We start from the raw sequence: 23,200 nt of genomic DNA on the forward strand, positions 1-23,200 counted from the left end.
TTCCGTCGGACAGCGTTTTGTTTGCAAACAGAACCCCGCGCGAGACCCGCGCATGCGAACTTAAAGGAGCTTCTCGTGAAAGCACGTGTTCATGTCACCCTGAAGAACGGTGTTCTTGACCCGCAGGGCAAAGCCGTTCACCACGCCCTTCAGGGCATGGGTTTTGATGGCGTCAATGACGTCCGTCAGGGCAAATTCATCGAACTCGAACTGGATGGCACCGATGCCGCCAAGGCCGAAGCCGAGGTCAAGGAAATGTGCGAGAAGCTTCTCGCCAATACCGTGATCGAAGATTACAGCATCGAGCTGGGCTGATCACCAGGACGGGGCTTTGCAAGGCTTGGCCTTTGTCCATCGGGATTAAGTAACGGACACTAATCGAGAGACGGTATTCCATGAAATCCGCTGTCATCCTCTTCCCCGGCATCAACCGGGAGAATGACGCCATCGCAGCATTGCAACAGGCCACCGGCACCGAGCCGACCCTGGTCTGGCATGGCGACACCGAGCTGCCCAAGACCGACATCATCATGGTCCCGGGTGGCTTTTCCTATGGTGACTATCTGCGTTGTGGCGCAATGGCTGCCAACTCGCCAATCATGCGTGCGGTTGCCGATCGCGCCAAACAGGGTGTCACCACCATTGGCGTTTGCAACGGCTTCCAGATCCTGACCGAAGCAGGCCTGCTGCCAGGTGCTTTGATGCGCAATGCCAGCCTGAAATTCATCTGCAAGAACACGCATCTGAAGGTCGAAAACGCCGATACGCGCTTTACCAACCTGTATGGCGCAGGTGAAATCGTCGAATATCCGGTCGCCCATCATGACGGCAATTATTTTGCTGACAGCGAAACGCTTGACCGCCTTGAAGGCGAAGGTCGCGTTGTGCTGCGCTATTGCGATGTCGATGGCAAGATTGATCCGGCGACCAACCTCAATGGTTCACAGCGCAACATTGCCGGCATCATCAACGAGGCCGGTAACGTCCTTGGCATGATGCCCCACCCCGAGAACGCAATCGATCCGCTGCATGGTGGCACCGATGGCCGCAATCTGTTCAAAAGCATGGTGGAGGCAGCATCGTGAGCACCAACGATTTCAACAGCACCCCGATCACGCCGGAACTGGTCAAGGAACACGGCCTGAACGAGGAAGAATACAAACTCGTTCTCGAAATCATGGGTCGCGAACCCAACATCAACGAGCTTGGCATTTTCTCGGTCATGTGGTCAGAGCATTGCTCCTACAAGTCTTCGAAAAAATGGCTAAAAACCCTGCCGACCAAGGCCGACTGGGTCATTCAGGGCCCGGGCGAAAACGCCGGTGTCATTGATATCGGTGATGGTCAGGCTGCCGTCTTCAAGATGGAAAGCCACAACCACCCGTCCTTTATCGAACCCTATCAGGGTGCGGCAACCGGTGTTGGCGGCATCATGCGTGACGTCTTCACCATGGGTGCACGTCCGGTCGCAAACCTCAATGCGCTACGTTTTGGCGAGCCGGATCATCCGAAAACCCGCCATCTTCTGAGCGGTGTGGTCGAAGGCATCGGTGGTTATGGCAACTGCATGGGCGTTCCGACCATCGGCGGCGAAACCAACTTCCACGCGTCTTACAACGGCAACATCCTGGTCAATGCGATGACCGTGGGCCTGGCCGATGCGGACAACATTTTCTATTCGGCTGCGGCGGGTATCGGTAACCCGGTTGTGTATGTCGGGTCGAAAACCGGCCGTGACGGCATCCATGGTGCGACCATGGCCTCTGCCGAGTTTGATGATGACAGCGAAGAAAAGCGTCCTACCGTTCAGGTCGGTGACCCGTTCACCGAGAAGCTACTGCTCGAAGCCTGCCTTGAGCTGATGGCAACCGACATGATCGTCGCCATTCAGGACATGGGGGCGGCTGGCCTGACCTCGTCCTCGTTTGAAATGGCCTCCAAGGGCGGCGTTGGTGTTGAGCTGTGGCTTGATAAGGTTCCGATGCGTGAAGAAGGCATGACGCCGTATGAGCTGATGCTTTCAGAGTCGCAGGAACGCATGCTGATGGTTCTGAAACCCGGTTGCGAAGATGCCGCCAAGGCAATCTTTGACAAATGGGAACTCGACTTTGCCGTCATCGGTACGCTTACCGACACTAAGCGCATGGTTCTGAAATGGCACGGGGAGCTTGCCGGTGACCTGCCGATCGATCCGCTGGCCGAAGCATCGCCGGAATATGATCGTCCGTGGGAACCGACCCCGAAACAGGATCGCATCGATCCGGCCAGCCTTTCGGGCAAGATGAGCCACATTGACGCGCTTAAAACCCTGATCGCATCGGCCGACCTCGCATCGCGTCGCTGGATCTGGGAACAGTATGACCATCTGGTCCGTGGCAACACGGTGATCCGTCCGGGTGGCGATGCCGGTGTTGTCCGTGTCGAAGGCACGAACAAGGGCCTTGCGGCCACCACCGACTGCACCCCGCGCTATGTCATGGCCGATCCGGTCGAGGGCGGCAAACAGGCCGTTGCCGAAGCTTATCGTAACCTGGTTGCAACCGGCGCCAAGCCGCTTGCGATTACGGACAACATGAACTTCGGCAACCCGGAACGCCCGCGCATCATGGGTCAGTTCGTTGGCGCCTGCCAGGGTATTGGCGAAGCCTGCATCACGCTGGAATTCCCGGTCGTGTCGGGTAACGTGTCGCTTTACAACGAAACCAACGGCATCGGCATCATGCCGACCCCGGCCATTGGCGGCGTTGGCCTGATTTCCGATCTGGGCCATCATGCCACCATCGGGCTCAAGCGTGATGACAGTGCACTGATCATGATCGGTGCAGCGACCGGTGAACTGGGTCAGTCACTTTACCTCAAGACCATCGAAGGTCGTGAAGAAGGCGCTCCGCCGCCGGTCGATCTGGGTGCAGAAAAGCGCGCCGGTACGGTCATTCACGAACTCATCGAACTGGGTCTTGTGCGCACCTGCCACGATATCGCAGATGGCGGCCTGCTGGTCACGGTTGCCGAGATGTGCCTTGCGGGCAATATCGGTGCGGATGTCTTCCTGCCGGAATCTGGCAGCGAAATCGCATGGCTGTTTGGCGAAGACCAGGGCCGTTACGTGATCGCCACCCGCGATCCGGACAAGGTCCTGAACGCGGCAAGCAGTGCGAATGTCGCAGCCGCCATCATCGGTCAGGCCGGTGGCGATGCGCTTTCCATCGATGGCGACGCCAAAGTGACCCTCTCCGAACTGCGCGAGTTGAACGAAGGCTGGATGCCGTCCTTCATGGCCGAAGCGGTTCAGTAAGCGAACTATAACCAACAAAAAAACCCCGTCGGAGCAATCTGGCGGGGTTTTTCTTTGTCTGCCTTCAAAGGCAACTATTTGAAGTTGATCTTGGGGAACAGACCCTTTTTCTTCCGGGCCTCTGCCGGGCCAACGCGTTCTTCAACGGCTGCTGCGATCTTTTCCGCAATGGCGCCATACGCCTTGGTGTGATCGCCATCGGGCTCTGTATCGACAATCGGTTTGCCTTCATCGGCACCCAGACGGATTTTTAGATCGAGCGGAATTTCGCCGAGGAACGGCACACCGAGCTCATCAGCCGCCTTATGCGCCCCACCATGATCAAAGACATGGTCGACATGGCCACATTCCGGACATTTGTAATAGGACATGTTTTCGATCAGGCCGAAGACCGGGACATTGACCTTGCGGAACATGTTAAGCCCCTTGCGCGCATCCAGAAGCGCTATGTCCTGCGGGGTGGAAACGATGACGGCGCCTGTGACCGGCACGCGCTGTGCCATGGAAAGCTGAATGTCGCCTGTGCCCGGCGGCATATCAACCACCAGCACATCAAGGTCGCCCCAATCGGTATCGCGCAGAAGCTGCTCCAGGGCGCCCATCGCCATCGGGCCACGCCAGATCACCGGCTGTTCCTCATCGACCATGAAGCCGATTGACATGATGCGCATGCCAAAGGCCGACGGCGGGATCATTTTGCCCTGATGTTCCTTGGACGGGGTCGGCTTGGCATCGCGAAGCCCCATCATGCGCGGCAGACTCGGCCCATAAATATCCGCATCAAGCAAACCGACCTTAAGTCCCTGTGCCACCAGCGAAAGCGCCAGATTGACAGAAGTTGTGGATTTGCCAACCCCGCCCTTGCCCGATGCGACGGTGACGATGCTGCGCACGGTTGGCAATTCAAGTGGCATCTGCCCACCGCCTTGCGGGCGCTGGCCCGGTTGTGCGGGTTGAGACGTGCGGCTTGGTTGGGATTGCGGTGCTGCTTGCGGACCAGATGCCTTGGGGCGCTCTGCGGTCAGGGCGACACGGGCTGTTGTGACCCCGTTCACAGCAGCCACCGCCTTTTCGGCACTCTGGCGCAAATCTTCGAGTGCAGGACCGCGATCCGGGTCGACTGCGATCATAACATTGACGACTTCATCATGAATATCAATGCCTTGCACCATACCTTTGGCTGTGATTGATTGGCCGTCGACCGGGTCGATTACGGCATCCAGTGCGGCAGTAATCTGTTCACGGTTGAGCGAAGTCATATTGCGGTCTCCAAATTTTGGCTTAAGTCCGTGGTCACACAGAACTTGCAGGCGCGTATCATTGTTTTGCAAGGCAAGCTGTCATATAAGGCCTAAGGGCATGCTCCGTCCAACAAGATTTCGTGAGTTTGCTTTGACCTGCAATCTGTTGCACTCCCGGTTGGCGTATCACAGATTGGTGGGGTCGATGGTGTGAAAAGTCTGATTGGCCCGGCATCGGGAAATGGATCGGCACACTGGATCTCGTTGGACGGAGCATGCATTGGGGCAAGCCCCCAAGCTCGGCAAACAAAGATAAACACCGAACGGCAAGAAGAGGAAGAAACTCGATGCCTTGGAATAATCAAGGGGGCGGCGGCCCCTGGGGCGGCGGCGGAAATAACGGTGGCGGCCAGAACCCGTGGGGACAGCGTCCTTCGGGTGGTGGCGGCGGCGGAAATACGCCCCCCGATTTTGATGAAATGATTCGTAAAGGCCAGGAACGCCTGAAACGGCTGTTCCCCGGTGGTGGCGGATACAAGGGCTTTGTCCTGATCGGTATCGCCGTCCTCGGGTTGTGGCTTTTGACCGGTTTCTACCGCGTCCAGCCCGGTGAACAGGGTGTTACACTTCTGTTTGGCAAATGGGTTGGTACGACGGGCCCGGGTCTGAACTACTTCCTTCCGGCCCCGATTGGCGAAGTCATCAAGCCAAACGTTGAACGGACCAACCAGATCGAGGTTGGCTATCGCGGTGCGGGCACCGTGACGGCAAACGGTTCGCGTGATGTGCCTGAAGAAAGCCTGATGCTCACGGGTGATCAGAACATCATCGACATCGACTATGTCGTTCAGTGGCGTATCAGCGATGCTGGTGCCTACCTGTTTAATGTGCGTGACCCGGAAAACACCATCAAGCTGGCATCGGAAAGTGCGATGCGTGAGGTGATCGGTAAAACCAACCTCGAAGAAGCACTGACGGTTGGCCGTGTCCGGGTTGAGGAACAGACCCGTACCCTGCTTCAGACCATCATGGATGGCTATGAGTCGGGTATTTTCATTGCTGAAGTGAAAATGCAGAAGGTGGACCCGCCACGTGACGTTATTGATGCGTTCAACGACGTGCAGCGTGCCCGTCAGGACCGTGATCGTTCCCAGAACGAAGCACTGGCCTATCGTAACGACATCATCCCGCGTGCAAAGGGTGAAGCAGAACGTCAGGTCCTGCAGGCCCGCGCATACAAGGACCGTGTCACCAAGGAAGCAGAGGGTGAAGCAGAACGCTTTAACTCGATCTACGATTCCTTCCTGACCGCCAAGGATGTAACGACCCGTCGTCTGTATCTTGAAACGATGCAGGAAATCCTTGCCAAGTCCGACAAGGTGATCATGGAACAAGGCGCTCAGGGTAGTGGCGTCGTCCCGTATCTTCCGCTTCCGGAAGTTCAGAAACGCGCGAATGCAGGAGGCAACAACTAATGGCAAGTCCTAAAATTATTGCCGCTGGCGTCGTCCTTGTTATCGCTGCTGTTGTTGGTTCGATGTGCGTATTTACCGTGCGTCAGGATCAGCAGGCACTTGTCCTTCAGTTTGGTAATCCGGTACATGCGGTATCCGAACCAGGTCTTCATTTCAAACTGCCGATTCAGAATGTCGAGTATTACGAGCGTCGTATTCTCGAACTTGATCCGCCGGTTCAGCAGGTTCTTCTGTCTGACCAAAAGCGTGTCAATGTCGATAGCTTTGCGCGCTGGAAAATCATCGATCCGCTGATCTTCCGTCAGCGTGCGACCAACTCTGCCAACTTCGTGCAGCTGTTTGGTCAGCGCCTGAACTCGGTCATCCGTGGTGAACTGGCACAGGCCCCGCTTGTGACGCTTCTTTCGGACAACCGTGCCCAGATCATGGAAAAGATCCAGGCAACGCTTGTTGATCCGGCCGAGGAATTCGGTGTCGAGCTGATTGACGTTCGTATCGGCCGTACCGACCTGCCGCAGGAAACCTCGCAAGCGGTGTATAACCGTATGCGTTCTTCGCGTATTGCCGAAGCCGCACAGCTTCGCGCAGAGGGTGAAGAGCTCAAGGCGAAGATCCAGGCCGAAGCAGATCGCGAACGGATCGGCATCATCGCCGAAGCCAACCGTCAGGCAGAAGTCCTGCGTGGTGAAGGCGATGCACAGCGAAACGTCATTCTGGGCAAGTCGTATGGCAAGGACGCGGAATTCTTCGAATTCTATCGTTCGCTCGAAGCCTACAAAACGGCGCTGGATAATGGCTCGACCATGGTGCTTTCACCAGACAGCGAGTTTTTCCAGTACTTTAATAAGTCTGGCCCGGCTACAAGCCGCTAGACAAAACATGGGGGCGACCGGCATATTGGCCTGGTCGCCCTTTTTGGTTTTATAAATTCGATCTGTCAGGCGAAGGTCTGAAAGATCACAAAGAAACGCCGGAACGTCCTTACTCATGAAGGAACTTGCAACAGCCATACTTCTGGCCATCGCGTTGGAAGGAATGCTCTACACGCTGTTTCCCGGCGGCCTTAAAAGGGTGATGGAGCTTGTTCAGGAAATTCCTGAATCGCAGTTGCGCATTGGCGGATTGATTGCCGCCGTCGTCGCCATTGGCGGAATATGGGCAGTCCGGACCTGGCTTTAACGGGGCTTTAGGATCAGGAACACCGCCGCAATCAGGCCCTTGCGCCATGATGTTGTGCTCACAATTCCTTGATTTTTCCCAGTGCTGCCCAATTTCTGCCAAAGTCGGGGTTAAGTTGAGAAGGGTCTAAACTTCGTTCAATGCTTCAAATGGCGTCAGAACAGGCAAGAACTACTAGGAAATCGCTGCAGCACGGGGAGGTCCCCCGTGCAAAGGGATTGACGAAGAAGGTCGCAGAATGTTCTGACGTCCTATGGATCGGAGGAATTTGCACAGGATATTGCGTCGTTTCATCTTGCAAGGCAGCGAGCCTTGCTGCGAAGAAACTCCTTATCCCCGCACAAATTCCTCTCGACCATTTAAAGCATTGAACGGAGTTTAGACCCTTTTTAAGCGACGGGTGAAATACAGTCCCGCCGCACGCTGCATAAAGAGAATGACAAATACCGTGAACGCGGCAACGAACAGGATCAGACACATGCTAGACGCATTATACAACCCGGTGCGGACGAAGGTAACCGCAGCACTGGTGATTGTTCTCCTTGGCGTGACCAGTGTTTCGCAGATCGCGAATGCCCGCCCCGCTCCTGAGAGTTTCGCAGACCTGGCAGAAAAGCTTCTGCCCAGTGTCGTAAATATTTCCACAAGCCAGATGGTCGCCGAGCGACAGGGACCGGACTTCCAGTTCCCTCCCGGCTCGCCGTTCGAAGACCTTTTCCGGGATTTCATGGACCGCAACGGTCAGGGTGGCCAGGGCGGACAAGCCCCGCAACGCCGCCGTGCAACCGCACTTGGTTCCGGTTTCATCATCTCGGCTGATGGCTATATCGTTACCAACAACCACGTGATTGACGGTGCCGATGAAATCACCGTCCGTTTGCATGACGGTGACACGCTCGACGCCGAACTGATCGGCCGTGACCCGAAAACCGACGTCGCCCTGCTCAAGGTCGAGCCGGAAGAAGACCTGCCATTCGTCAAATGGGGTGATTCCGATAATTCGCGCATTGGCGATTGGGCCATGGCGATCGGTAACCCGTTCGGCCTTGGCGGTACGGTAACCGCGGGTATCATTTCCGCGCGTAACCGCGACATAAATCAGGGCCCGTATGATGATTTCATTCAGACGGATGCCTCGATCAACCGTGGTAACTCCGGCGGTCCGCTGTTTAACCTTGATGGCGATGTCATTGGCATCAACAGTGCGATCTATTCGCCGTCCGGTGGTTCGGTCGGGATTGGCTTTGCCATTCCCTCAGGCATCGCACAAAGCGTTGTCGATCAGCTCAAGGAATATGGCCGTACCCGTCGCGGCTGGTTGGGTGTTCACATCCAGACCGTAACCGAAGACATCGCAGACTCGGTCGGTCTTGATGATGCAACCGGTGCCATGGTTGCCGGCGTATCGGAAGATGGCCCGGCCCAGGAAGCTGGCATCAAGCAGGGTGACGTCATCCTGACCTTTGATGGCAAGGAAGTTGAAAGCATGCGTCGCCTGCCGCGCATCGTCGCCGAAACCCGCATTGGCAAGGATGTCGATGTCGAGATCTGGCGCGATGGCGAAAAGCAGACCGTTCAGGTCGAGCTTGGCGAACTTGAAGAAGAAATCGTTGCAGCAAGTGCCACGGATGCCGAAGAACCGGAATCCACGGCGGTTGCCGAAGCCAGCATCACCGAACTTGGCATCAAGATCGCCAATGTCGATGAAAGCCTGCGTCAGCGCTTCAACCTTGCCGAAGGCACCGAAGGTGTGATCGTCACCGAGGTTGCCGGTGACAGCTATGCTGCCGAGAAAGGTGTTCGCCCGGGTGACATCATCATCGAGGCATCGCACAGCTCGGTTAGCTCAGTCGATGACGTTGTCGATGCGGTCGAAACCGCGATTGATGACGACAAACGCACCATCCTGATGTTGATCGAAACATCGGCTGGCCCGCGTTACTTCGGCCTGACCCTGTCGGGCGACGAATAAGCCACCGGCTTACAAAGACATCAAAAAAGGGCGGCCTGATCATCAGGCCGCCCTTTTTGTATTCCGCTTTCGACCTTTACGAAACGAAGTCCGCCTTCGCATAGCCCTGCAAATACAGCAACGCGGTCAGATCACCGTGATTGATGCAAATGCGCGCCTGTTCCTGCACGGACGGTTTGGCATGGAAGGCCACCCCGGTCCCGGCAAGCGAGATCATCTGGAGATCATTGGCACCATCGCCAACCGCAATGGCATCCCCAACCGTAATACCCTGTTTGGCAGAGAGGCTTTCAAGTGCATCGACCTTGGCCTGACGATCGAGAACCGGTTTCTGAACCTTGCCAGTCAGCTTGCCATCCTTTTCAATCAGGACATTGGCCTGATCATAATCAAAGCCAAGCTCGGCCCGCACCGCACCGGTAAAGAAATCAAAGCCGCCCGATACCAATGCGGCAAAGCCACCATTGGCCTTCATGGTCGCAACCAGTTCCCTGGCCCCGCCGGTATATTCAACGGCTTTCCAGGCTTCCTTGAGCATCTCGGTCGACATGCCATCAAGCAGGCCCACACGTTCATCAAGGGCCTCTTCGAAATCAAGCTCGCCATTCATCGCGCGTGCGGTGATTGCCGCCACCCGGTCCTTGACCCCGGCAAACTCGGCCAGCTCATCAAGGGTTTCCCCGGTGACAATTGTGCTGTCCATATCGGCAATCAGAAGCTTCTTGCGACGTGTTTCGACCTTCTGGGTAATGGCATCAACCGGAAGCTCTGCCTCGCCCAGAGCCGTATCTGCCACGTCAAGCGGGATACCATCAAAGGTCAGATCGCATGCCTCACCCTCAGCGAGCCACGTCACATCCCCGACCAGTGCCCCTGCCCCGGTCAGCGCGATGGCAGCGTTATCAATCACGGCCTTGGTCAGCGCATTCGAATTCGGGGCGGCAATCAGGGTGAGAACCAATTTCATGGTCAACAGGCTCCTTGGCGGGAAAGGCATAAAACATCGTTGTCGCCTTTATCCGAATTGCGCCGGACTGTGGCAAGAGCGTTTGTTGCTTTGCCCGATTTTGTTGCATCCGACCACCACACAATGTAGCATTGTTGCTACATATTTAGTGAGGTGCGAAATGGGTATCACGACAATCTCAAGCCGCGATTTCAATCAGGATACCAGCGGGGCAAAAAAGGCATCCAAAGGCGGACCTGTAATCATCACGGACCGTGGCAAGCCGTCGCATGTATTGCTGTCGATCGAGGAATATCAACGCCTGACGGGCTCATTACCTTCCATCGTTGAACTTCTTGCGATGCCTGGCGCAAACGATATCGAGTTTGACCCACAACCAGCCCGGATCAACATGAAGCCGGCTGATCTGTCGTAATGTTCATCCTCGATACAAACGTCATTTCAGAACTTCGTCGCGCGGGGCAAGGCAAGGCCGACAAAAATGTCGTCAATTGGGCTCAATCCATTGATGCAACGACCCTGTATATTTCGGCCATAACCGTTCTTGAGATTGAAACGGGCATTCTACAGATCGAACGACGCGACCCAGATCAGGCGGAGATATTGCGCAACTGGTTCGAAGGCCATGTCCTCAAGGCTTTTGAAAACAGGATACTGCCGATTGACGAAGCCGTTGCAAGGCGGTGCGCGCAGCTGCATGTTCCTGATCCGAAATCTGACCGCGATGCCCTCATTGCGGCAAGCGCACTGGTTCATGGAATGACAATCGCCACCCGCAACACCAAAGACTTTGATCAAACAGGTGCCCAAGTGTTTGATCCATGGAAAGCCCGATAGTCAGGACAAACTCATCGTATGCCCACCGCTAAGTACACCCAATTGCACCCCGTCCTGATTGTCGCTGGCCCGACCGCCAGTGGTAAGTCGGCGCTGGCCCTTGATCTGGCGGAGGCCTTTGACGGGGTGGTGATCAATGCTGACAGCATGCAGGTCTATGAGGAACTGCGTGTGCTGTCTGCGCGCCCTGATGAGAGCGAAATCGCCCGCGCGCCACATCGGCTGTATGGTGTGCTGTCCGGGCGCGAGGCCTGCTCGGCTGGCAAGTGGCGTGAAATGGCGATGGCCGAGATTGCCACGTGTCATGCCAATGGCAAACTGCCGATCATCACGGGCGGCACGGGCATGTATCTGAATGCCCTGACCGAGGGTATCGCCCCGATCCCCGATGTTCCGGCTGCGATTCGCGATAAGGTCACAAGAGAGCTTGAAGAGCTTGGTCACGACGCCTTCTTTGCCAAACTGCAGAGCCAAGACCCCGAAACCGCTGCCAACCTTGATGGCAGCAATACACAGCGCCTGATTCGCGCCGCCGAGGTTTTTGCCCATACCGGGCGGGGACTGGCAAGCTGGCACAAGGAGCCGGTGATTACCCCGCCAGAAAGCATGAAATTCAAGAAACTTTGTTACATGCCGCCGCGCGACATTCTTTATGACCGCTGCAACCGGCGTTTTGATCTGATGATCGAGCAAGGCGCAATTGACGAGGTCAAAGGGCTTCTTGCCCTTGAACTGCCTGTAACGGCGCCTGTGATGAAGGCTGTCGGCGTTCGTGAACTTTCCGCCTACCTTGCGGGGGAGATGGACCTGGCGACCGCCAAAGAGAAATCGCAGCGTGAAACCCGACGCTATGCAAAACGGCAATTAACCTGGTTCAGGCACCAAATGTTAGCCAAGGAAATCATCGACGCGCAATATTCGGAAAGTTTGGCAGCAAAAATGCGTCATGATGTTAACCAATTTCTGTTGACCACGCCAAAGTGAGGCGATAGGTTGGCGCTTCTGCCGCCTAAATGGCGGAAAACCGCCGTTTCGGCGGATTTTTCAACTCCAATTCGAGGATAATTGGATCATGTTTCAATCACGCGGTTATCACGCGACACATTGTTGTCGTTAAGTAAAGAGGCTCGAAAATCATGGCAGAACGTATTTTAAGCGGTTCGGAAGTAGTGTTGCAGGCCCTTGCAGATCAGGGTGTGGAAGTCGTGTTCGGCTATCCCGGCGGCGCTGTCCTACCGCTATATGACGAGATATTTAAACAGAACCGGATTCGTCACGTTCTCGTGCGCCATGAACAGGCTGCTGTCCACGCTGCAGAAGGTTACGCCCGCTCGACCGGCAAGGTCGGCGTTGTGCTGGTGACCTCTGGACCGGGGGCGACAAACGCCGTTACGGGCCTTACCGACGCGTTGATGGATTCCATTCCAGTTGTCTGCCTGACAGGTCAGGTCCCGACTCATCTGATCGGGAATGATGCCTTCCAGGAAGCCGACACCACCGGCATTACCCGCCCGTGCACCAAGCATAACTATCTGGTGAAAAATCCGGATCGTCTGGCGCGCACCATGCACGAAGCTTTCCACGTTGCGGCAAGTGGCCGTCCGGGCCCGGTCGTGATTGACCTGCCCAAGGACATCCTTGTTGGCAAGGCACCCTATATGGAGCCGGGTCAGGTTCAGCACCGCACCTATAACCCGGTGGTCAAGGGCGAACGCAGCCAGATCGAAGAAGCGATGGAAATGCTGGCATCGGCCAAAAAGCCGATCCTGTATTGTGGCGGCGGTGTGATCAATTCCGGCACCCAGGCTTGCAAGCTTCTGACCGAGTTCACCCGCATGACCGGCGCGCCGATCACGCTGACCCTGATGGGTCTTGGTGCCTATCCGGCATCGGACAAGCAGTATCTTGGCATGGTCGGGATGCACGGCACTTATGAATCGAACATGTCGATGCATGATTGCGATGTGATGGTCGCGATTGGTGCACGTTTTGATGACCGTGTGACCGGCAACCTTGATTTCTTTGCGCCGAACTCGCAGAAAATCCAAATCGACATTGATCAGAGCTCGATCAACAAGAACGTTCCGGTCGATGTCGGCATTGTTGGCGATGTTGGTCATGTTCTTGAAGACATGATCAAGATCTGGAAAGCCAAGCAGTACAAGATCGAAGCAGCAGCCCTTGATGGCTGGTGGAAAGAGATCGAAGGATGGCGTTCCAAACACTGCCTGTCCTACAAGCAGCCAAAAGACGTCATAAAGCCGCAGCATGTTATCCGCTCGATCCATGCCGCGACCCGTGATCGCAAGACCTATATCACCACCGACGTTGGCCAGCACCAAATGTGGGCCGCCCAGCATTTCGGGTTCGAACATCCGTATGAGTGGATGACGTCCGGTGGCCTTGGCACCATGGGCTATGGCATGCCGGCCGCGCTTGGTGTTCAGGTCGCCCACCCGGATGCGACCGTGGTCTGCTTTACAGGTGATGCATCGATCATGATGAACATTCAGGAATGCGCGACGATGACGCAGTATCGCCTGCCGATCAAAACCGTGATCCTGAATAACCGTTACATGGGCATGGTCCGTCAGTGGCAGCAGCTTCTGCACGGGTCGCGCTATTCCGAAAGCTATAGCGAAACCCTGCCCGACTTCGTCAAACTGTCCGAGGCCTTTGGCTTTACCGGGCTGACCTGTGACAAACCGGCTGATCTTGATGATGCCATCAAGAAGATGCTGGAAATTGATGGTCCGGTAATTTTGGACGTTGCTGTTGATGACAAGGAAAACTGCTATCCGATGATTCCGTCGGGCAAGCCGCATAATGAAATGCTGCTTGGGCAGGAAACCAACGGCAATGAAGCCATTGATTCCGACGAAGGGATGGTTCTGGTCTGATCCGCACAAACAATCTGTGCGCAACGAACTCATCAAATCAAAATGAAAAGGCCGGCGCGGGCGGCACGTTCTGCCCCCGACCGCGCCCTAGCGGAGCGAAACCGTGAAAGAAACCGAAATTTCGAAACACACCATATCCGTTCTGGTGGATAACGAGTCCGGCGTTCTGGCCCGTGTCATCGGGCTGTTTTCCGGCCGTGGCTATAACATTGAAAGCCTGACCGTTGCCGAAGTCGACGCCCAGGCCCACCAGTCGCGCATCACTGTGGTTACCTCGGGCACACCGATGGTGATCGAACAGATCAAGGCCCAGCTTTCGCGCCTTGTTCCGGTGCACAAGGTCAGCGACCTGACCCTTGCCGGGCCAAGTGTCGAGCGCGAGCTTGCACTGGTCAAAGTGATTGCCGCGGGTGAGAAACGTGTGGAATCCCTGCGTATTGCCGACATCTTCAAGGCGCGCGCAGTGGATGCGACAAACGATTCCTTCGTGTATGAAATCATCGGCAGCCCTGAAAAAATCGACGCCTTCATCAAACTGATGGAGCCGCTTGGGCTTTCGGAAATTTCGCGTACCGGTGTGGCAGCGATTTCGCGCGGCACACTGACGATGTGAGTTTGCCCTGCCCGGTGATCCGCATCGGGTAAGGCATTGGGGCCTGCCCCATAATAATTATTACCATCCGCCACGCATGAAAATCAGCGTGGTCCAACGTCCAGAGGTATCGAAAGATGCGTGTTTATTACGACCGCGATGCAGATGTTAATCTGATCAAAACCAAAAAAGTTGCCATCATCGGTTACGGTTCGCAGGGCCATGCCCATGCGCTGAACCTCCATGATTCCGGCGTCAAGGAAGTTGTTGTTGGTCTTCGTGAAGGTTCCGCTTCGCGCAAGAAGGCAGAAAATGCCGGTCTGAAAACCATGACCCCGGCCGAAGCAGCTGCTTGGGCAGATGTTGTCATGATCCTGACCCCGGATGAGCATCAGGCTGCGATCTATGCCAACGAACTGCGCGACAACCTGAAGCAGGGTGCGGCTCTTCTGTTCGCACATGGCCTGAACGTTCACTTCGGCCTGATCGAGCCGCGCGCTGACCTTGATGTCATGATGATCGCGCCGAAAGGCCCGGGTCACACCGTTCGTTCCGAATATGCACGTGGCGGCGGGGTTCCTTGCCTTGTTGCGATCGAACAGAACGCATCTGGCAACGCGCTTGAAGTTGCCCTGTCCTATGCTTCGGCAATCGGTGGCGGTCGTTCGGGCGTTATCGAAACCACCTTCCGAGAAGAGTGCGAAACCGACCTGTTCGGCGAACAGGCAGTTCTGTGTGGCGGCCTGACCCAGCTGATCAAGTACGGCTTCGAGACCCTGACCGAAGCTGGTTATGCACCGGAAATGGCATATTTCGAGTGCCTGCACGAAGTTAAGCTGATCGTTGACCTGATGTATGAAGGCGGTATGGCCAACATGCGTTACTCGATCTCCAACACCGCAGAATACGGCGACTATGTCACCGGCCCGCGCGTTGTTGATGCATCGGTCAAAGAACGTATGAAAGAAGTTCTTGCTGACATTCAGGAAGGCAAATTCGTACGTGACTTCGTTCAGGAAATGCATTGCGGCCAGCCGATGTTCAAGGCAACCCGCCGTCTGAACGCCGAACACGAAATCGAAGAAGTTGGTACCAAACTGCGCGCAATGATGCCGTGGATTGCTGCGAACCAGCTCGTCGACAAAGAAAAGAACTAAGCACAAGCTTGGATCTTTCTTACGCAAACGGCCGTCCCAATGGGGCGGCCGTTTTGTTTTGGGTATTGTTGTTTGGCTTATCCGCCGTGTTTCATTTGCCCGACCGGGAAGCGCAATTCGGTTGCCGCCCAGATCACAACGCACAGGACCGACACCCCGGCGCCAAGCGCAACGACGGCGGGCCAGCCGCCAATACCATAGGCGATGGCAGAACTGGCAGACCCACACGCCCCACCCAGAAAGTAACTGGCCATATAGCCGGTCGTCAGGCGGCTGCGGGCTTCGGGGTTAAGGCGGTACACCTCGCTCTGGTTTGAGATATGCGCGCCCTGGATGCCGAGATCGATCAGCACCACGCCCAGCGCAAAGGCAATCAGCGACCATTGCCCCCAATACAGCAACGCCCAGCTTAAAACGGTGGTCATCAAAAACCCGCCGGTACTCAGCCGTGCCCAACCCCTGTCAGCCAGCTTTCCGGCAATACGGGCGGCCAGAATGCCAATCGCACCGATCAGGCCATAAAGCCCTATCACGGCCTCGGACATGCCATATTGGCGCACCAGCATGAAGGCCATCGACGTCCAGAAAATACCGAACACGGCATATTGCAGGCCGCCAATCAGGCTGCGGCGGCGCAAGACCGGTTCATCGCGAAACAGATGCAGGATCGAAAGATAAAGGGTGCGGTAACTGGTATGTGACGTCGGCGGAATGTGGGGAATGATCCGGTAGCACGCTACCGAATAGAACGTCATCAGGACCGAGGCTGCAATAAACACCGACCGCCACCCGGCAAGTTCGGCCATGATGCCCGAAAATGTCCGGGCCAACAGGATCCCCATCAACAGACCGCCCATGACCGTCCCGACCGCAGAACCTCGTTTGTCATCGGTCGCAAGGTGGGCCGCCAGCGGCACAAGAATTTGCGCCGTCACACAGGTGATCCCGACCGAAAAGCTAAACACCACCAGCATCAAAAAGGACGGCGCCAAACCCATCGCCAGTAACCCGACCGCCGTGAGGGCCGAAGTTACGGTCAGCAATTTACGCCGTTCATGATGATCGCCCAATGGTACCACCGCAATCAGCCCGGTCAGATAGCCAAGCTGTGCGACGGTCACTAGAAAACCGGCCGTGGTTTCACTCAGCCCATATTCGCGGGCAAGCAGTTCAAGCAGGGGCTGTACATAATAAAGACTGGCAACGGACAGGCCGCTTCCGACCGCCATAAAGGCCAGAAGGCCGGTTGTCAGGGTGGGCTTGGCATGCATGTTCGGGTGGGCCTTAAGTCGGTTGGTGGTGGCGATACGATAGCTGCCAAATCAGCGACTTACAATGTGGCGTCTGAAATAGGTCTCGTGCTTCAGCGGCACCGGTTGCCATGATCACGCACAGCAGCCATTCGCAAAACACCCTGCTTTGCGCTGGATTTCAAAGGCCGTTCTGTTTAATTCTGGCCTTTAAAACTTTAAACCAGATATGAGCATATCGGAATGTCGGACTATATTGATATCGCCCCCGAGGTCGCAGAGGCCTTCGCCGCAGGCAAGCCTGTTGTTGCCCTTGAATCTACCATCATTTCCCATGGCATGCCCTATCCGCAGAACCTTGAAACCGCGCGCGCGGTTGAACAGGATGTGCGCGATAACGGTGCCGTTCCGGCCACCATCGCCGTGATTGGCGGGCGCTGCAAGATCGGCCTGTCGCCCGAAGAACTGGAATATTTCGCCAAGGGGACCGACATCCTCAAACTGTCGCGCCGTGACATCCCCTATTGCCTTGCCAAAAAACGCGATGGTGCGACCACGGTCTCGGCAACCATGCTCCTGGCGGAAAAGGCCGGCATTCGCGTTTTTGCCACCGGCGGTATTGGCGGGGTGCATCGTGACCTTGCAGGCAATTTCGATGTCTCGGCCGATCTGACCGAGCTAGGCAAAACCAATGTTGCGGTTGTTTGCGCCGGGGCAAAGGCGATCCTTGATATCCCCAAAACGCTTGAACATCTTGAAACGCTTGGCGTGCCGGTCATTGCCTATGGCACCGATGAATTCCCGGCATTCTATTCGGTTGAAAGCGGTCAGAAGGCACCGCTTCGCCTTGATACCCCCGAAGAACTCGCAGCCTTCCTGAAATCACAATGGGAATTTGGTCTTGAAGGCGGTGCGGTGATTGGCAATCCGCCGGAAGCTGACAAGGCACTGGCACGGGAAGCCATCGAAGGCGCGATTGACGATGCCCTGATCGAAGCCAAGGAAAAAGGCATTCAGGGACGTGACGTCACCCCGTTCCTTCTCGCCCGTGTCACCCAGCTGACCGAAGGCAAAAGCCTTGAGGCCAATATCGCGCTGGTGCGCAACAATGCCCGCCTCGGTGCGAAGATCGCAGCTTCAATGGCAGACGCCTGATCCCGACCTTCCATCAAATACAAACCCCTGTGCTTCGCACGGGGGTTTTTATTCCAACCTGCGTGACGAGCAGACCTTTATTCGGTCGAGCAATCCCGGTCTGCTTCAAGCCTTGCCGTTGCCAAAACAAGTTCGCGATATATTGCCGAAATTGCCGGCGATTGAATATCTATGCCGACTTCCGATTTTTCAAAGCGTTTGAGATCATCTACCAGGAACTGCAAATTCGACAGGAAAACGTCTGTTGTCTTACCCGTAAGTTGCAATTGTCCATTATGATGGTTAGCGTTTTTGCGAAGGAGACTGGCTATCTGCTCTATTTGCTCGCTTAACATTAACTACGCACTTTTTTGTTTTCCCTAAACCAATTCTCAGCATATCACTAAATTTCGCGTAGAATAAGCGGTTAAAGAGCTGAAATTCACCAATTTTGAGAAAAATTCGCGTTATTTTTTATTAGAAGCATTTCAAATTACCCACTTTAGGGGTAGGATCCTATCCTATCGGGATAGACAGGCGTGGGAAGGCGGAGATGACAGAAAACGACGCAAAGCAACTTGGTCAGCGTATCGGTCTTTGTGAAAAGATCGCTGGTTCTCGCACGGCCCTTGCCGAACGCACCGGCATATCCGCACGCACGCTTGAAAATTACAGTCATGGCCGCAACGACCCGAAGGCATCCGCCTGCGTTGCCATTGCCCGTGCAACAGACGTTTCGATCGAATGGCTACTCACCGGACAAGGCGCACCGGTGAATGAGCCCGCAACTGCCAGCGAAGAACGCGATCGCAAGATTGTCTTTAATATTGCCTATTTTATCGCGGGCAAATCAAAGGCTGTCAAAGTGGATCCGGACGAGTTTGCGGACCTGTTTCTTTCGCTGTTTGACTATTGCCGCGAGAAACAGCAGGCAGATGGAAAGAGCTTCGATGTTGAGGCATTCGAAAACGTGGTTGAGTTTGCCTCAAAGCAGTTTCAACGCCATAGCGGCTAAGAAGCTTGGTCAACCGGGCACGTAACGCCGCGCAATCATCGCAAACATACCCAAACTCGGGAATGGCGACATTTTCAATCACCCGGTCACGCTTAACCTCGCGACGCCAGCCCATCTGCGCATACCAAAGCCTGACCGGATTGTCCTTGAATGCCCACAATGCCGGTGGCGTCAGTCCATGTGACTCCATGAAATCCAGCATGGTCAACATCATCAGCGGTCCGACCTCACGCCCGCGGTAATCCGGAAGCACATAGGCCGCATGCATTTCTCCGGCGGCGGTAATGGCATCGTCCTTGTTCGGACAGCAAAAGCAGAATCCGACGACGGTATCATCGGCCTCCAATACGAACAGCGCTTCACCCCGTGAACGGGATTCGAACCAGCTCAGCCATTGCAGCCTTCTAAACTCCTGGTTTCTGCTATGCAAAACGGCATCGGGCATAAAGGCGTATGTTTCACGCCAACAAAACGCATGTATCTCCGAAACCTTTGAAACGTCTTCCTTTTTAGCAAACCTGATTGCAACCATAAGCTTATCCCCTTGTTACAAGTTCTAGGGAATCAGCTTACACATCTTTCGCGTGTTGCGATTTAGGTATAAATCTATCTACAGTAACAACATCGTAATTCTGACCACAGATTGAGAACGTCGGAACAGTCACATGCTTGATATAGATCTGCAAAAACGACTGGACAGGGCACCCCTGCTGGCCCGGAAGACAACCGCAACACCGTCAAAGCCACAGCTTTGGGTTATGGCGATTGTGATCGCTTTGTCTGCGGCAACGATCGGCGCGGTTACACATGCCTATGTCGCCCCGCCGCCTGCACTGAATGCCGACGATATTGGCAGACTTACTGTTCTTGTTAGTGAAAAGACCAGCACCGTCCCGGCTGACATATGGTCAGCAATGGAACAGCATATCGGCAAGCCCGCCAATGAGTTCACGTCAAAAGACCAGATGCAGGCAATCGCCTTCCTGCTTTATCTGGTGGACAAGGAACCTACAGAAACAATCAATATATGGTGACCACAGAACTGGTCACGACGACTGGGTAATCGCGCAAACGACGCCACATTGTGCGGGCCGGATACGTATTCAGTTTGGTTTCACTTATCCCTGATCGCCCATCAACAATCATCAGGCTTTCAAAGAAATCCTCAGCGAGTTCCATTTGTGCCGGGGCCGTCATGATTGTCTCGCCATCAATGGTAAAGGCCGAATAGAAACATAACCGACACGCCCGCTCAGAAGGCAGCCAGGCATCTGGCGTCATGACAGCAACCAATACGCCCATGACCGATCCGGATACCCCGCGCAACACCCGCGTTACCGGCACGAATGGCACGCCGGATTGCTTGCCCAGGACAGGCGTCTGGATCTGGATATGCTCGTCCTCAAGCGTAATCGTCTTGGAAAAATAAGGACGTCCGGAAAGATCAAGGTCAGCCGCCGGGTAACGGGTCGTATCAAATTCGAGAATGCCTTTGCTGTTGATGAACAACAGTGCACGAACGGCTTCGACCTGTTCGGTATAGCTCGCAAGGCTGCCCTGGATCACCACGTCATTCATGCCGCCTGCATTGCGCAGAAGGTCAGCCGACCGCCGCATCAGACCATCCGTTTGATTAAGGATATTCTCCACATGCGTCGCCATCAGCAGAACGTTTTCTTCCAACGACACATTGTTGGCATTTGCCGATGCAATACCAGGCTGCCCCAAAAGGCCTAAAACGACAATCAGCCACTTTTTCATCATTGAACCCTGTGTTGTGGGCTCGCCCACTTCAAGACTTGCTTAGAGTCTAGAGCACACATCAACACAGGGCCAGATGCAAGCAGAACTGACAATCATTCATTCACGGTTTCAGCCTGGCGGACAATTCCGGGCTTTAAACGGCTATCATCAATCGGCGCGCCCCAGACTGTCTCACACGGCAAAACCCCGGCCCAGACGTCAAGATCATAGTCTTCGTCGTCATCAACCGGATCACCGGCACGAACCTTTGCCGAGACCTCATTCAGGTCAAAACCAAGGAACATGGTGGCCTTGAGTTCCTGTTTATTGGGGTGGCGAATCTGATCCCACCGGCCAGGTTCAAGCTTGTCGGTAAACAGGCGCGAATGTTCCATCTTGTCCGCGTCATCAGCAACCAGCGTGCCTTTGCCATAGAGGATCACAGAACGGTAATTGGCCGAATGGTGAAAGGCAGAACGGGCCATCACCAAACCATCCAGTAGCGTGATGCAAAGGCAGGCCTCCGCCCCCTTGGCAATGGCGGCTAAAATGCGGTTCTTGGATGCACCGTGGATGTAAATGCGTTCCCCCACCCGCCAATGGGCGGTCGGGATCATCACCGGGCGGCCATCAATCACGGTCCCGACATGACAGATCAGCGCATCATCAATGATGCCGTGGATCTGTGCGCGGTCATACGTCGCACGGTTGGGCCCCCGGACAACTTTGGTGTGAGGATGAATTTCGTATTGATCAGACATGGCGGGACCTCTTCGTCAAAAAATCAGGCTTTGAATTTGGCCTGATCATGGATCAAATTGGACTTTTCAAAAGGTCCACTATAATAAAAATGACAGAACCAATTTGATTGAGGCCGCGATGCCGCGCAGTGATTACAGCTGGATTTATCCAAGCCAGTCCGACGATGCCGACGACCAGGGAAGCACCACCGCCTATCGCCGTCTTTATCACGGCATCCGATCGGCGATTCTCGATGGTCGCCTGCATCCGGGTGAACGCCTGCCCGCCAGTCGTGACCTGGCGAAATCGCTTGGCATTTCGCGTAACACGGTGGTGACGGGCTTCGATCTGCTGACCTCGGAAGGTTATCTTGAAACGCGCGTCGGCGCCGGAAGCTTTGTCGCCCGCGCCCTGCCCGACCGGGATATGCAAACGTGCGACAACACCAACAATAGCCACCCGACGGTAACAGAAGCCCGCCCGTTGCGGCTCAGCCAAAGTGCCCAGCGCATGCTGACCTATCAGCGCCGCTTTCCGCGTTTTCGTGTTGCCCGCCCGTTTAACCCGGCGACCCCCGACCTTGATGGGTTTCCGTTTGATCTTTGGGCGCGGTTGTTGCGCCGGTCATGGCGTGCGCCGGATATTGATCTGACCATTCCAGATGATCCACTTGGACTGCCGTTGCTGCGCGGTGAGATCGCCAAATGGCTGCGGCAATCGCGCGGGGTCAATTGCGATACCGATCAGGTGATGATTGTCTCAGGCGCGCAGCAGGCGCTTGATCTGGCCGCGCGCGCCCTTGTCGATCCGGGCGATATCATCGCCACCGAAGATCCGGGCTATGAAGGCATTCGGGGTGTGCTGGCGGCAAGCGGTGCTGTGGTCCAGCCGATTACAGTTGATGAAGACGGGTTGGACATCGAAGGCCTTGCCAAAACGCCGTCCCCTGCCCGGATTGTTGTCACCACACCATCGCGGAACTATCCGCTGGGTACCACGCTTTCGCTTGCGCGACGCCTCGCGCTTTTGCAATGGGCGCGCGATAACCATGCGTGGATTGTCGAGGATGATTATGACAGCGACTATCGCTATGACGGGCCACCGCTTTCATCCCTGCAGGGGCTCGATACCGACAACCGGGTGATCTATGTCGGCACATTTTCACGCGTGCTGTTCCCAGGCATCCGGCTTGGCTATCTTGTCCTGCCCAAGGCATTGGTTCCGGCCTTTCGCGGCATTCGTGGTTTTGCCGACGGTGTACCTGCGCCGACGACACAGGCCGCCCTTGGTGCGTTTTTTGCCGAGGGGCATTTTGGCAGTCACGTGCGCAAGATGCGCATGCAATATGCTGAACGACGCGCCCATCTTACAAACCTGATTGGGGATCAGGCCGCTGATATCCTGTCGGTGATGCCATCTGATGGCGGACTGCATCTTTGTGCCCGTTCAATCGGTGATCAGGACGACATCAGAATGCAGGAAGAGCTGGTTAAAGCCGGTCTCGATTGCCGCGCACTCTCGTCCTATTTCCATAAATCCAGCCCGGAAAAGGGGCCGCCAACTGTGCGCGGGTTGGTGCTTGGTTTTGCCGGATGGAAAAAAGATGTGCTTTCGGAAAGTTTCGGTGAACTGGTGCGAACCATCCGACGTATGTCTTGATGTACCCCGAGCCAGAGAGAGCGCCTCGACTTTCCCTCTAGAC

The 23,200-nt window shown here is 55.5% G+C and carries 23 protein-coding genes and 1 pseudogene; 17 read left to right on the forward strand and 7 right to left on the reverse strand.

Annotation, left to right across the window (positions count from 1 at the left end):
- The first annotated feature begins 75 nt into the window (after nt 1–75).
- The 3 genes from purS (at nt 76) to purL (ending at nt 3,295) form a co-directional block, all read left to right on the forward strand.
- Nucleotides 76–315, forward strand: a complete 240-nt coding sequence (gene purS / locus ACXAF0_RS15765; RefSeq protein ID WP_475346797.1) for a phosphoribosylformylglycinamidine synthase subunit PurS — start codon at nt 76–78, stop codon at nt 313–315.
- Between the two features lie 80 nt (nt 316–395).
- Nucleotides 396–1,085 (forward strand): phosphoribosylformylglycinamidine synthase subunit PurQ, encoded by a 690-nt coding sequence (purQ, locus tag ACXAF0_RS15770; protein ID WP_475346798.1) that lies wholly within the window; start codon nt 396–398, stop codon nt 1,083–1,085.
- Complete coding sequence (purL, locus tag ACXAF0_RS15775; protein ID WP_475346799.1) at nt 1,082–3,295, forward strand: phosphoribosylformylglycinamidine synthase subunit PurL; 2,214 nt, start codon at nt 1,082–1,084, stop codon at nt 3,293–3,295. The genes purQ and purL overlap by 4 nt, the downstream gene beginning before the upstream one ends.
- 74 nt (nt 3,296–3,369) lie before the next feature.
- Here purL and ACXAF0_RS15780 read toward each other — a convergent pair whose 3' ends face one another.
- Nucleotides 3,370–4,554, reverse strand: a complete 1,185-nt coding sequence (locus ACXAF0_RS15780) for an Mrp/NBP35 family ATP-binding protein (protein ID WP_475346800.1) — start codon at nt 4,552–4,554, stop codon at nt 3,370–3,372.
- A 329-nt stretch (nt 4,555–4,883) separates the two neighbouring features.
- Between ACXAF0_RS15780 and hflK the strand changes: the two genes are divergently transcribed.
- The 4 genes from hflK (at nt 4,884) to ACXAF0_RS15800 (ending at nt 9,162) form a co-directional block, all read left to right on the forward strand.
- Nucleotides 4,884–6,011 carry an FtsH protease activity modulator HflK gene (gene hflK / locus ACXAF0_RS15785; RefSeq protein ID WP_475346801.1) on the forward strand — a complete coding sequence of 376 codons (1,128 nt, stop codon included), beginning with the start codon at nt 4,884–4,886 and terminating at the stop codon, nt 6,009–6,011.
- Entirely contained in the window at nt 6,011–6,883 is an 873-nt protein-coding gene (hflC, locus tag ACXAF0_RS15790) for a protease modulator HflC (RefSeq protein ID WP_475346802.1), read from the forward strand. Before hflK ends, hflC begins: the two co-directional genes overlap by 1 nt.
- 115 nt (nt 6,884–6,998) lie before the next feature.
- Complete coding sequence (locus ACXAF0_RS15795; protein WP_008891737.1) at nt 6,999–7,190, forward strand: DUF2065 domain-containing protein; 192 nt, start codon at nt 6,999–7,001, stop codon at nt 7,188–7,190.
- Between the two features lie 478 nt (nt 7,191–7,668).
- Nucleotides 7,669–9,162 (forward strand): DegQ family serine endoprotease, encoded by a 1,494-nt coding sequence (locus tag ACXAF0_RS15800; protein WP_475346803.1) that lies wholly within the window; start codon nt 7,669–7,671, stop codon nt 9,160–9,162.
- Between the two features lie 76 nt (nt 9,163–9,238).
- Here ACXAF0_RS15800 and serB read toward each other — a convergent pair whose 3' ends face one another.
- The gene (serB, locus tag ACXAF0_RS15805) at nt 9,239–10,129 is read right to left on the reverse strand and encodes a phosphoserine phosphatase SerB (RefSeq protein WP_475346804.1); all 891 of its coding nucleotides are present in this window, start codon (nt 10,127–10,129) and stop codon (nt 9,239–9,241) included.
- A 160-nt stretch (nt 10,130–10,289) separates the two neighbouring features.
- On the opposite strand from serB, the gene ACXAF0_RS15810 reads away from it, so the two are divergent.
- From ACXAF0_RS15810 to ilvC, 6 genes are all read left to right on the forward strand, one after another.
- Complete coding sequence (locus ACXAF0_RS15810; RefSeq protein WP_475346805.1) at nt 10,290–10,544, forward strand: type II toxin-antitoxin system Phd/YefM family antitoxin; 255 nt, start codon at nt 10,290–10,292, stop codon at nt 10,542–10,544.
- Complete coding sequence (locus ACXAF0_RS15815; protein WP_475346806.1) at nt 10,544–10,966, forward strand: PIN domain-containing protein; 423 nt, start codon at nt 10,544–10,546, stop codon at nt 10,964–10,966. The genes ACXAF0_RS15810 and ACXAF0_RS15815 overlap by 1 nt, the downstream gene beginning before the upstream one ends.
- Nucleotides 10,967–10,984: 18 nt before the next feature.
- Nucleotides 10,985–11,950, forward strand: a complete 966-nt coding sequence (miaA, locus tag ACXAF0_RS15820) for a tRNA (adenosine(37)-N6)-dimethylallyltransferase MiaA (protein ID WP_475346807.1) — start codon at nt 10,985–10,987, stop codon at nt 11,948–11,950.
- Between the two features lie 152 nt (nt 11,951–12,102).
- Nucleotides 12,103–13,866, forward strand: a complete 1,764-nt coding sequence (locus ACXAF0_RS15825) for an acetolactate synthase 3 large subunit (RefSeq protein WP_475346808.1) — start codon at nt 12,103–12,105, stop codon at nt 13,864–13,866.
- 103 nt (nt 13,867–13,969) lie between these two features.
- Nucleotides 13,970–14,479 carry an acetolactate synthase small subunit gene (gene ilvN / locus ACXAF0_RS15830; RefSeq protein ID WP_044828093.1) on the forward strand — a complete coding sequence of 170 codons (510 nt, stop codon included), beginning with the start codon at nt 13,970–13,972 and terminating at the stop codon, nt 14,477–14,479.
- 116 nt (nt 14,480–14,595) lie between these two features.
- Complete coding sequence (ilvC, locus tag ACXAF0_RS15835; RefSeq protein WP_167724710.1) at nt 14,596–15,615, forward strand: ketol-acid reductoisomerase; 1,020 nt, start codon at nt 14,596–14,598, stop codon at nt 15,613–15,615.
- A 77-nt stretch (nt 15,616–15,692) separates the two neighbouring features.
- Here ilvC and ACXAF0_RS15840 read toward each other — a convergent pair whose 3' ends face one another.
- A complete protein-coding gene (locus ACXAF0_RS15840; RefSeq protein WP_475346809.1) occupies nt 15,693–16,886 on the reverse strand; it encodes an MFS transporter in 1,194 nt (397 codons plus the stop codon).
- Nucleotides 16,887–17,108: 222 nt separating this feature from the next.
- Here ACXAF0_RS15840 and ACXAF0_RS15845 point away from each other — a divergent pair, with 222 nt between their 5' ends.
- Nucleotides 17,109–18,020 (forward strand): pseudouridine-5'-phosphate glycosidase, encoded by a 912-nt coding sequence (locus tag ACXAF0_RS15845; protein ID WP_475346810.1) that lies wholly within the window; start codon nt 17,109–17,111, stop codon nt 18,018–18,020.
- A 77-nt stretch (nt 18,021–18,097) separates the two neighbouring features.
- Here the strand turns inward: ACXAF0_RS15845 and ACXAF0_RS15850 are convergent, their stop codons facing one another.
- Nucleotides 18,098–18,355 carry a hypothetical protein gene (locus ACXAF0_RS15850; protein ID WP_475346811.1) on the reverse strand — a complete coding sequence of 86 codons (258 nt, stop codon included), beginning with the start codon at nt 18,353–18,355 and terminating at the stop codon, nt 18,098–18,100.
- 197 nt (nt 18,356–18,552) lie between these two features.
- Here ACXAF0_RS15850 and ACXAF0_RS15855 point away from each other — a divergent pair, with 197 nt between their 5' ends.
- Nucleotides 18,553–19,014, forward strand: a complete 462-nt coding sequence (locus ACXAF0_RS15855) for a helix-turn-helix domain-containing protein (RefSeq protein WP_475346812.1) — start codon at nt 18,553–18,555, stop codon at nt 19,012–19,014.
- 115 nt (nt 19,015–19,129) lie between these two features.
- Here the strand turns inward: ACXAF0_RS15855 and ACXAF0_RS15860 are convergent.
- Nucleotides 19,130–19,546 (reverse strand): annotated as a pseudogene (locus ACXAF0_RS15860) (N-acetyltransferase family protein); the annotation flags it as partial.
- Between the two features lie 133 nt (nt 19,547–19,679).
- Here ACXAF0_RS15860 and ACXAF0_RS15865 point away from each other — a divergent pair.
- Nucleotides 19,680–20,048 (forward strand): hypothetical protein, encoded by a 369-nt coding sequence (locus ACXAF0_RS15865; protein WP_475346813.1) that lies wholly within the window; start codon nt 19,680–19,682, stop codon nt 20,046–20,048.
- Here the strand turns inward: ACXAF0_RS15865 and ACXAF0_RS15870 are convergent.
- Both ACXAF0_RS15870 and ACXAF0_RS15875 read right to left on the reverse strand, forming a co-directional pair.
- Entirely contained in the window at nt 20,035–20,775 is a 741-nt protein-coding gene (locus ACXAF0_RS15870) for a PDC sensor domain-containing protein (protein ID WP_475346814.1), read from the reverse strand. The two genes, ACXAF0_RS15865 and ACXAF0_RS15870, sit on opposite strands and share 14 nt — an antisense overlap.
- A 95-nt stretch (nt 20,776–20,870) precedes the next feature.
- Nucleotides 20,871–21,518, reverse strand: a complete 648-nt coding sequence (locus ACXAF0_RS15875) for a pyridoxamine 5'-phosphate oxidase family protein (protein WP_475346815.1) — start codon at nt 21,516–21,518, stop codon at nt 20,871–20,873.
- Between the two features lie 118 nt (nt 21,519–21,636).
- Here ACXAF0_RS15875 and pdxR point away from each other — a divergent pair, with 118 nt between their 5' ends.
- Nucleotides 21,637–23,157, forward strand: a complete 1,521-nt coding sequence (pdxR, locus tag ACXAF0_RS15880; protein WP_475346816.1) for a MocR-like pyridoxine biosynthesis transcription factor PdxR — start codon at nt 21,637–21,639, stop codon at nt 23,155–23,157.
- Nucleotides 23,158–23,200: the final 43 nt, after the last annotated feature.

Source organism: Thalassospira sp. ABD4_177 (assembly GCF_056160125.1).

Excerpts from the sequence above, each read along its gene's own strand:
- hflC (WP_475346802.1), top strand. The coding sequence starts at position 6,011 with ATGGCAAGTCCTAAAATTATTGCCGCTGGCGTCGTCCTTGTTATCGCT.
- ACXAF0_RS15780 (WP_475346800.1), bottom strand. The coding sequence starts at position 4,554 with ATGACTTCGCTCAACCGTGAACAGATTACTGCCGCACTGGATGCCGTA.
- ACXAF0_RS15800 (WP_475346803.1), top strand. The coding sequence starts at position 7,669 with ATGCTAGACGCATTATACAACCCGGTGCGGACGAAGGTAACCGCAGCA.
- ACXAF0_RS15840 (WP_475346809.1), bottom strand. The coding sequence starts at position 16,886 with ATGCATGCCAAGCCCACCCTGACAACCGGCCTTCTGGCCTTTATGGCG.
- ACXAF0_RS15845 (WP_475346810.1), top strand. The coding sequence starts at position 17,109 with ATGTCGGACTATATTGATATCGCCCCCGAGGTCGCAGAGGCCTTCGCC.
- ACXAF0_RS15825 (WP_475346808.1), top strand. The coding sequence starts at position 12,103 with ATGGCAGAACGTATTTTAAGCGGTTCGGAAGTAGTGTTGCAGGCCCTT.
- ACXAF0_RS15865 (WP_475346813.1), top strand. The coding sequence starts at position 19,680 with ATGCTTGATATAGATCTGCAAAAACGACTGGACAGGGCACCCCTGCTG.
- ACXAF0_RS15850 (WP_475346811.1), bottom strand. The coding sequence starts at position 18,355 with ATGTTAAGCGAGCAAATAGAGCAGATAGCCAGTCTCCTTCGCAAAAAC.
- purQ (WP_475346798.1), top strand. The coding sequence starts at position 396 with ATGAAATCCGCTGTCATCCTCTTCCCCGGCATCAACCGGGAGAATGAC.
- miaA (WP_475346807.1), top strand. The coding sequence starts at position 10,985 with ATGCCCACCGCTAAGTACACCCAATTGCACCCCGTCCTGATTGTCGCT.
- pdxR (WP_475346816.1), top strand. The coding sequence starts at position 21,637 with ATGCCGCGCAGTGATTACAGCTGGATTTATCCAAGCCAGTCCGACGAT.
- ACXAF0_RS15875 (WP_475346815.1), bottom strand. The coding sequence starts at position 21,518 with ATGTCTGATCAATACGAAATTCATCCTCACACCAAAGTTGTCCGGGGG.
- ACXAF0_RS15795 (WP_008891737.1), top strand. The coding sequence starts at position 6,999 with ATGAAGGAACTTGCAACAGCCATACTTCTGGCCATCGCGTTGGAAGGA.
- hflK (WP_475346801.1), top strand. The coding sequence starts at position 4,884 with ATGCCTTGGAATAATCAAGGGGGCGGCGGCCCCTGGGGCGGCGGCGGA.
- ACXAF0_RS15815 (WP_475346806.1), top strand. The coding sequence starts at position 10,544 with ATGTTCATCCTCGATACAAACGTCATTTCAGAACTTCGTCGCGCGGGG.
- ilvC (WP_167724710.1), top strand. The coding sequence starts at position 14,596 with ATGCGTGTTTATTACGACCGCGATGCAGATGTTAATCTGATCAAAACC.
- ACXAF0_RS15870 (WP_475346814.1), bottom strand. The coding sequence starts at position 20,775 with ATGAAAAAGTGGCTGATTGTCGTTTTAGGCCTTTTGGGGCAGCCTGGT.
- ACXAF0_RS15810 (WP_475346805.1), top strand. The coding sequence starts at position 10,290 with ATGGGTATCACGACAATCTCAAGCCGCGATTTCAATCAGGATACCAGC.
- serB (WP_475346804.1), bottom strand. The coding sequence starts at position 10,129 with ATGAAATTGGTTCTCACCCTGATTGCCGCCCCGAATTCGAATGCGCTG.
- ACXAF0_RS15855 (WP_475346812.1), top strand. The coding sequence starts at position 18,553 with ATGACAGAAAACGACGCAAAGCAACTTGGTCAGCGTATCGGTCTTTGT.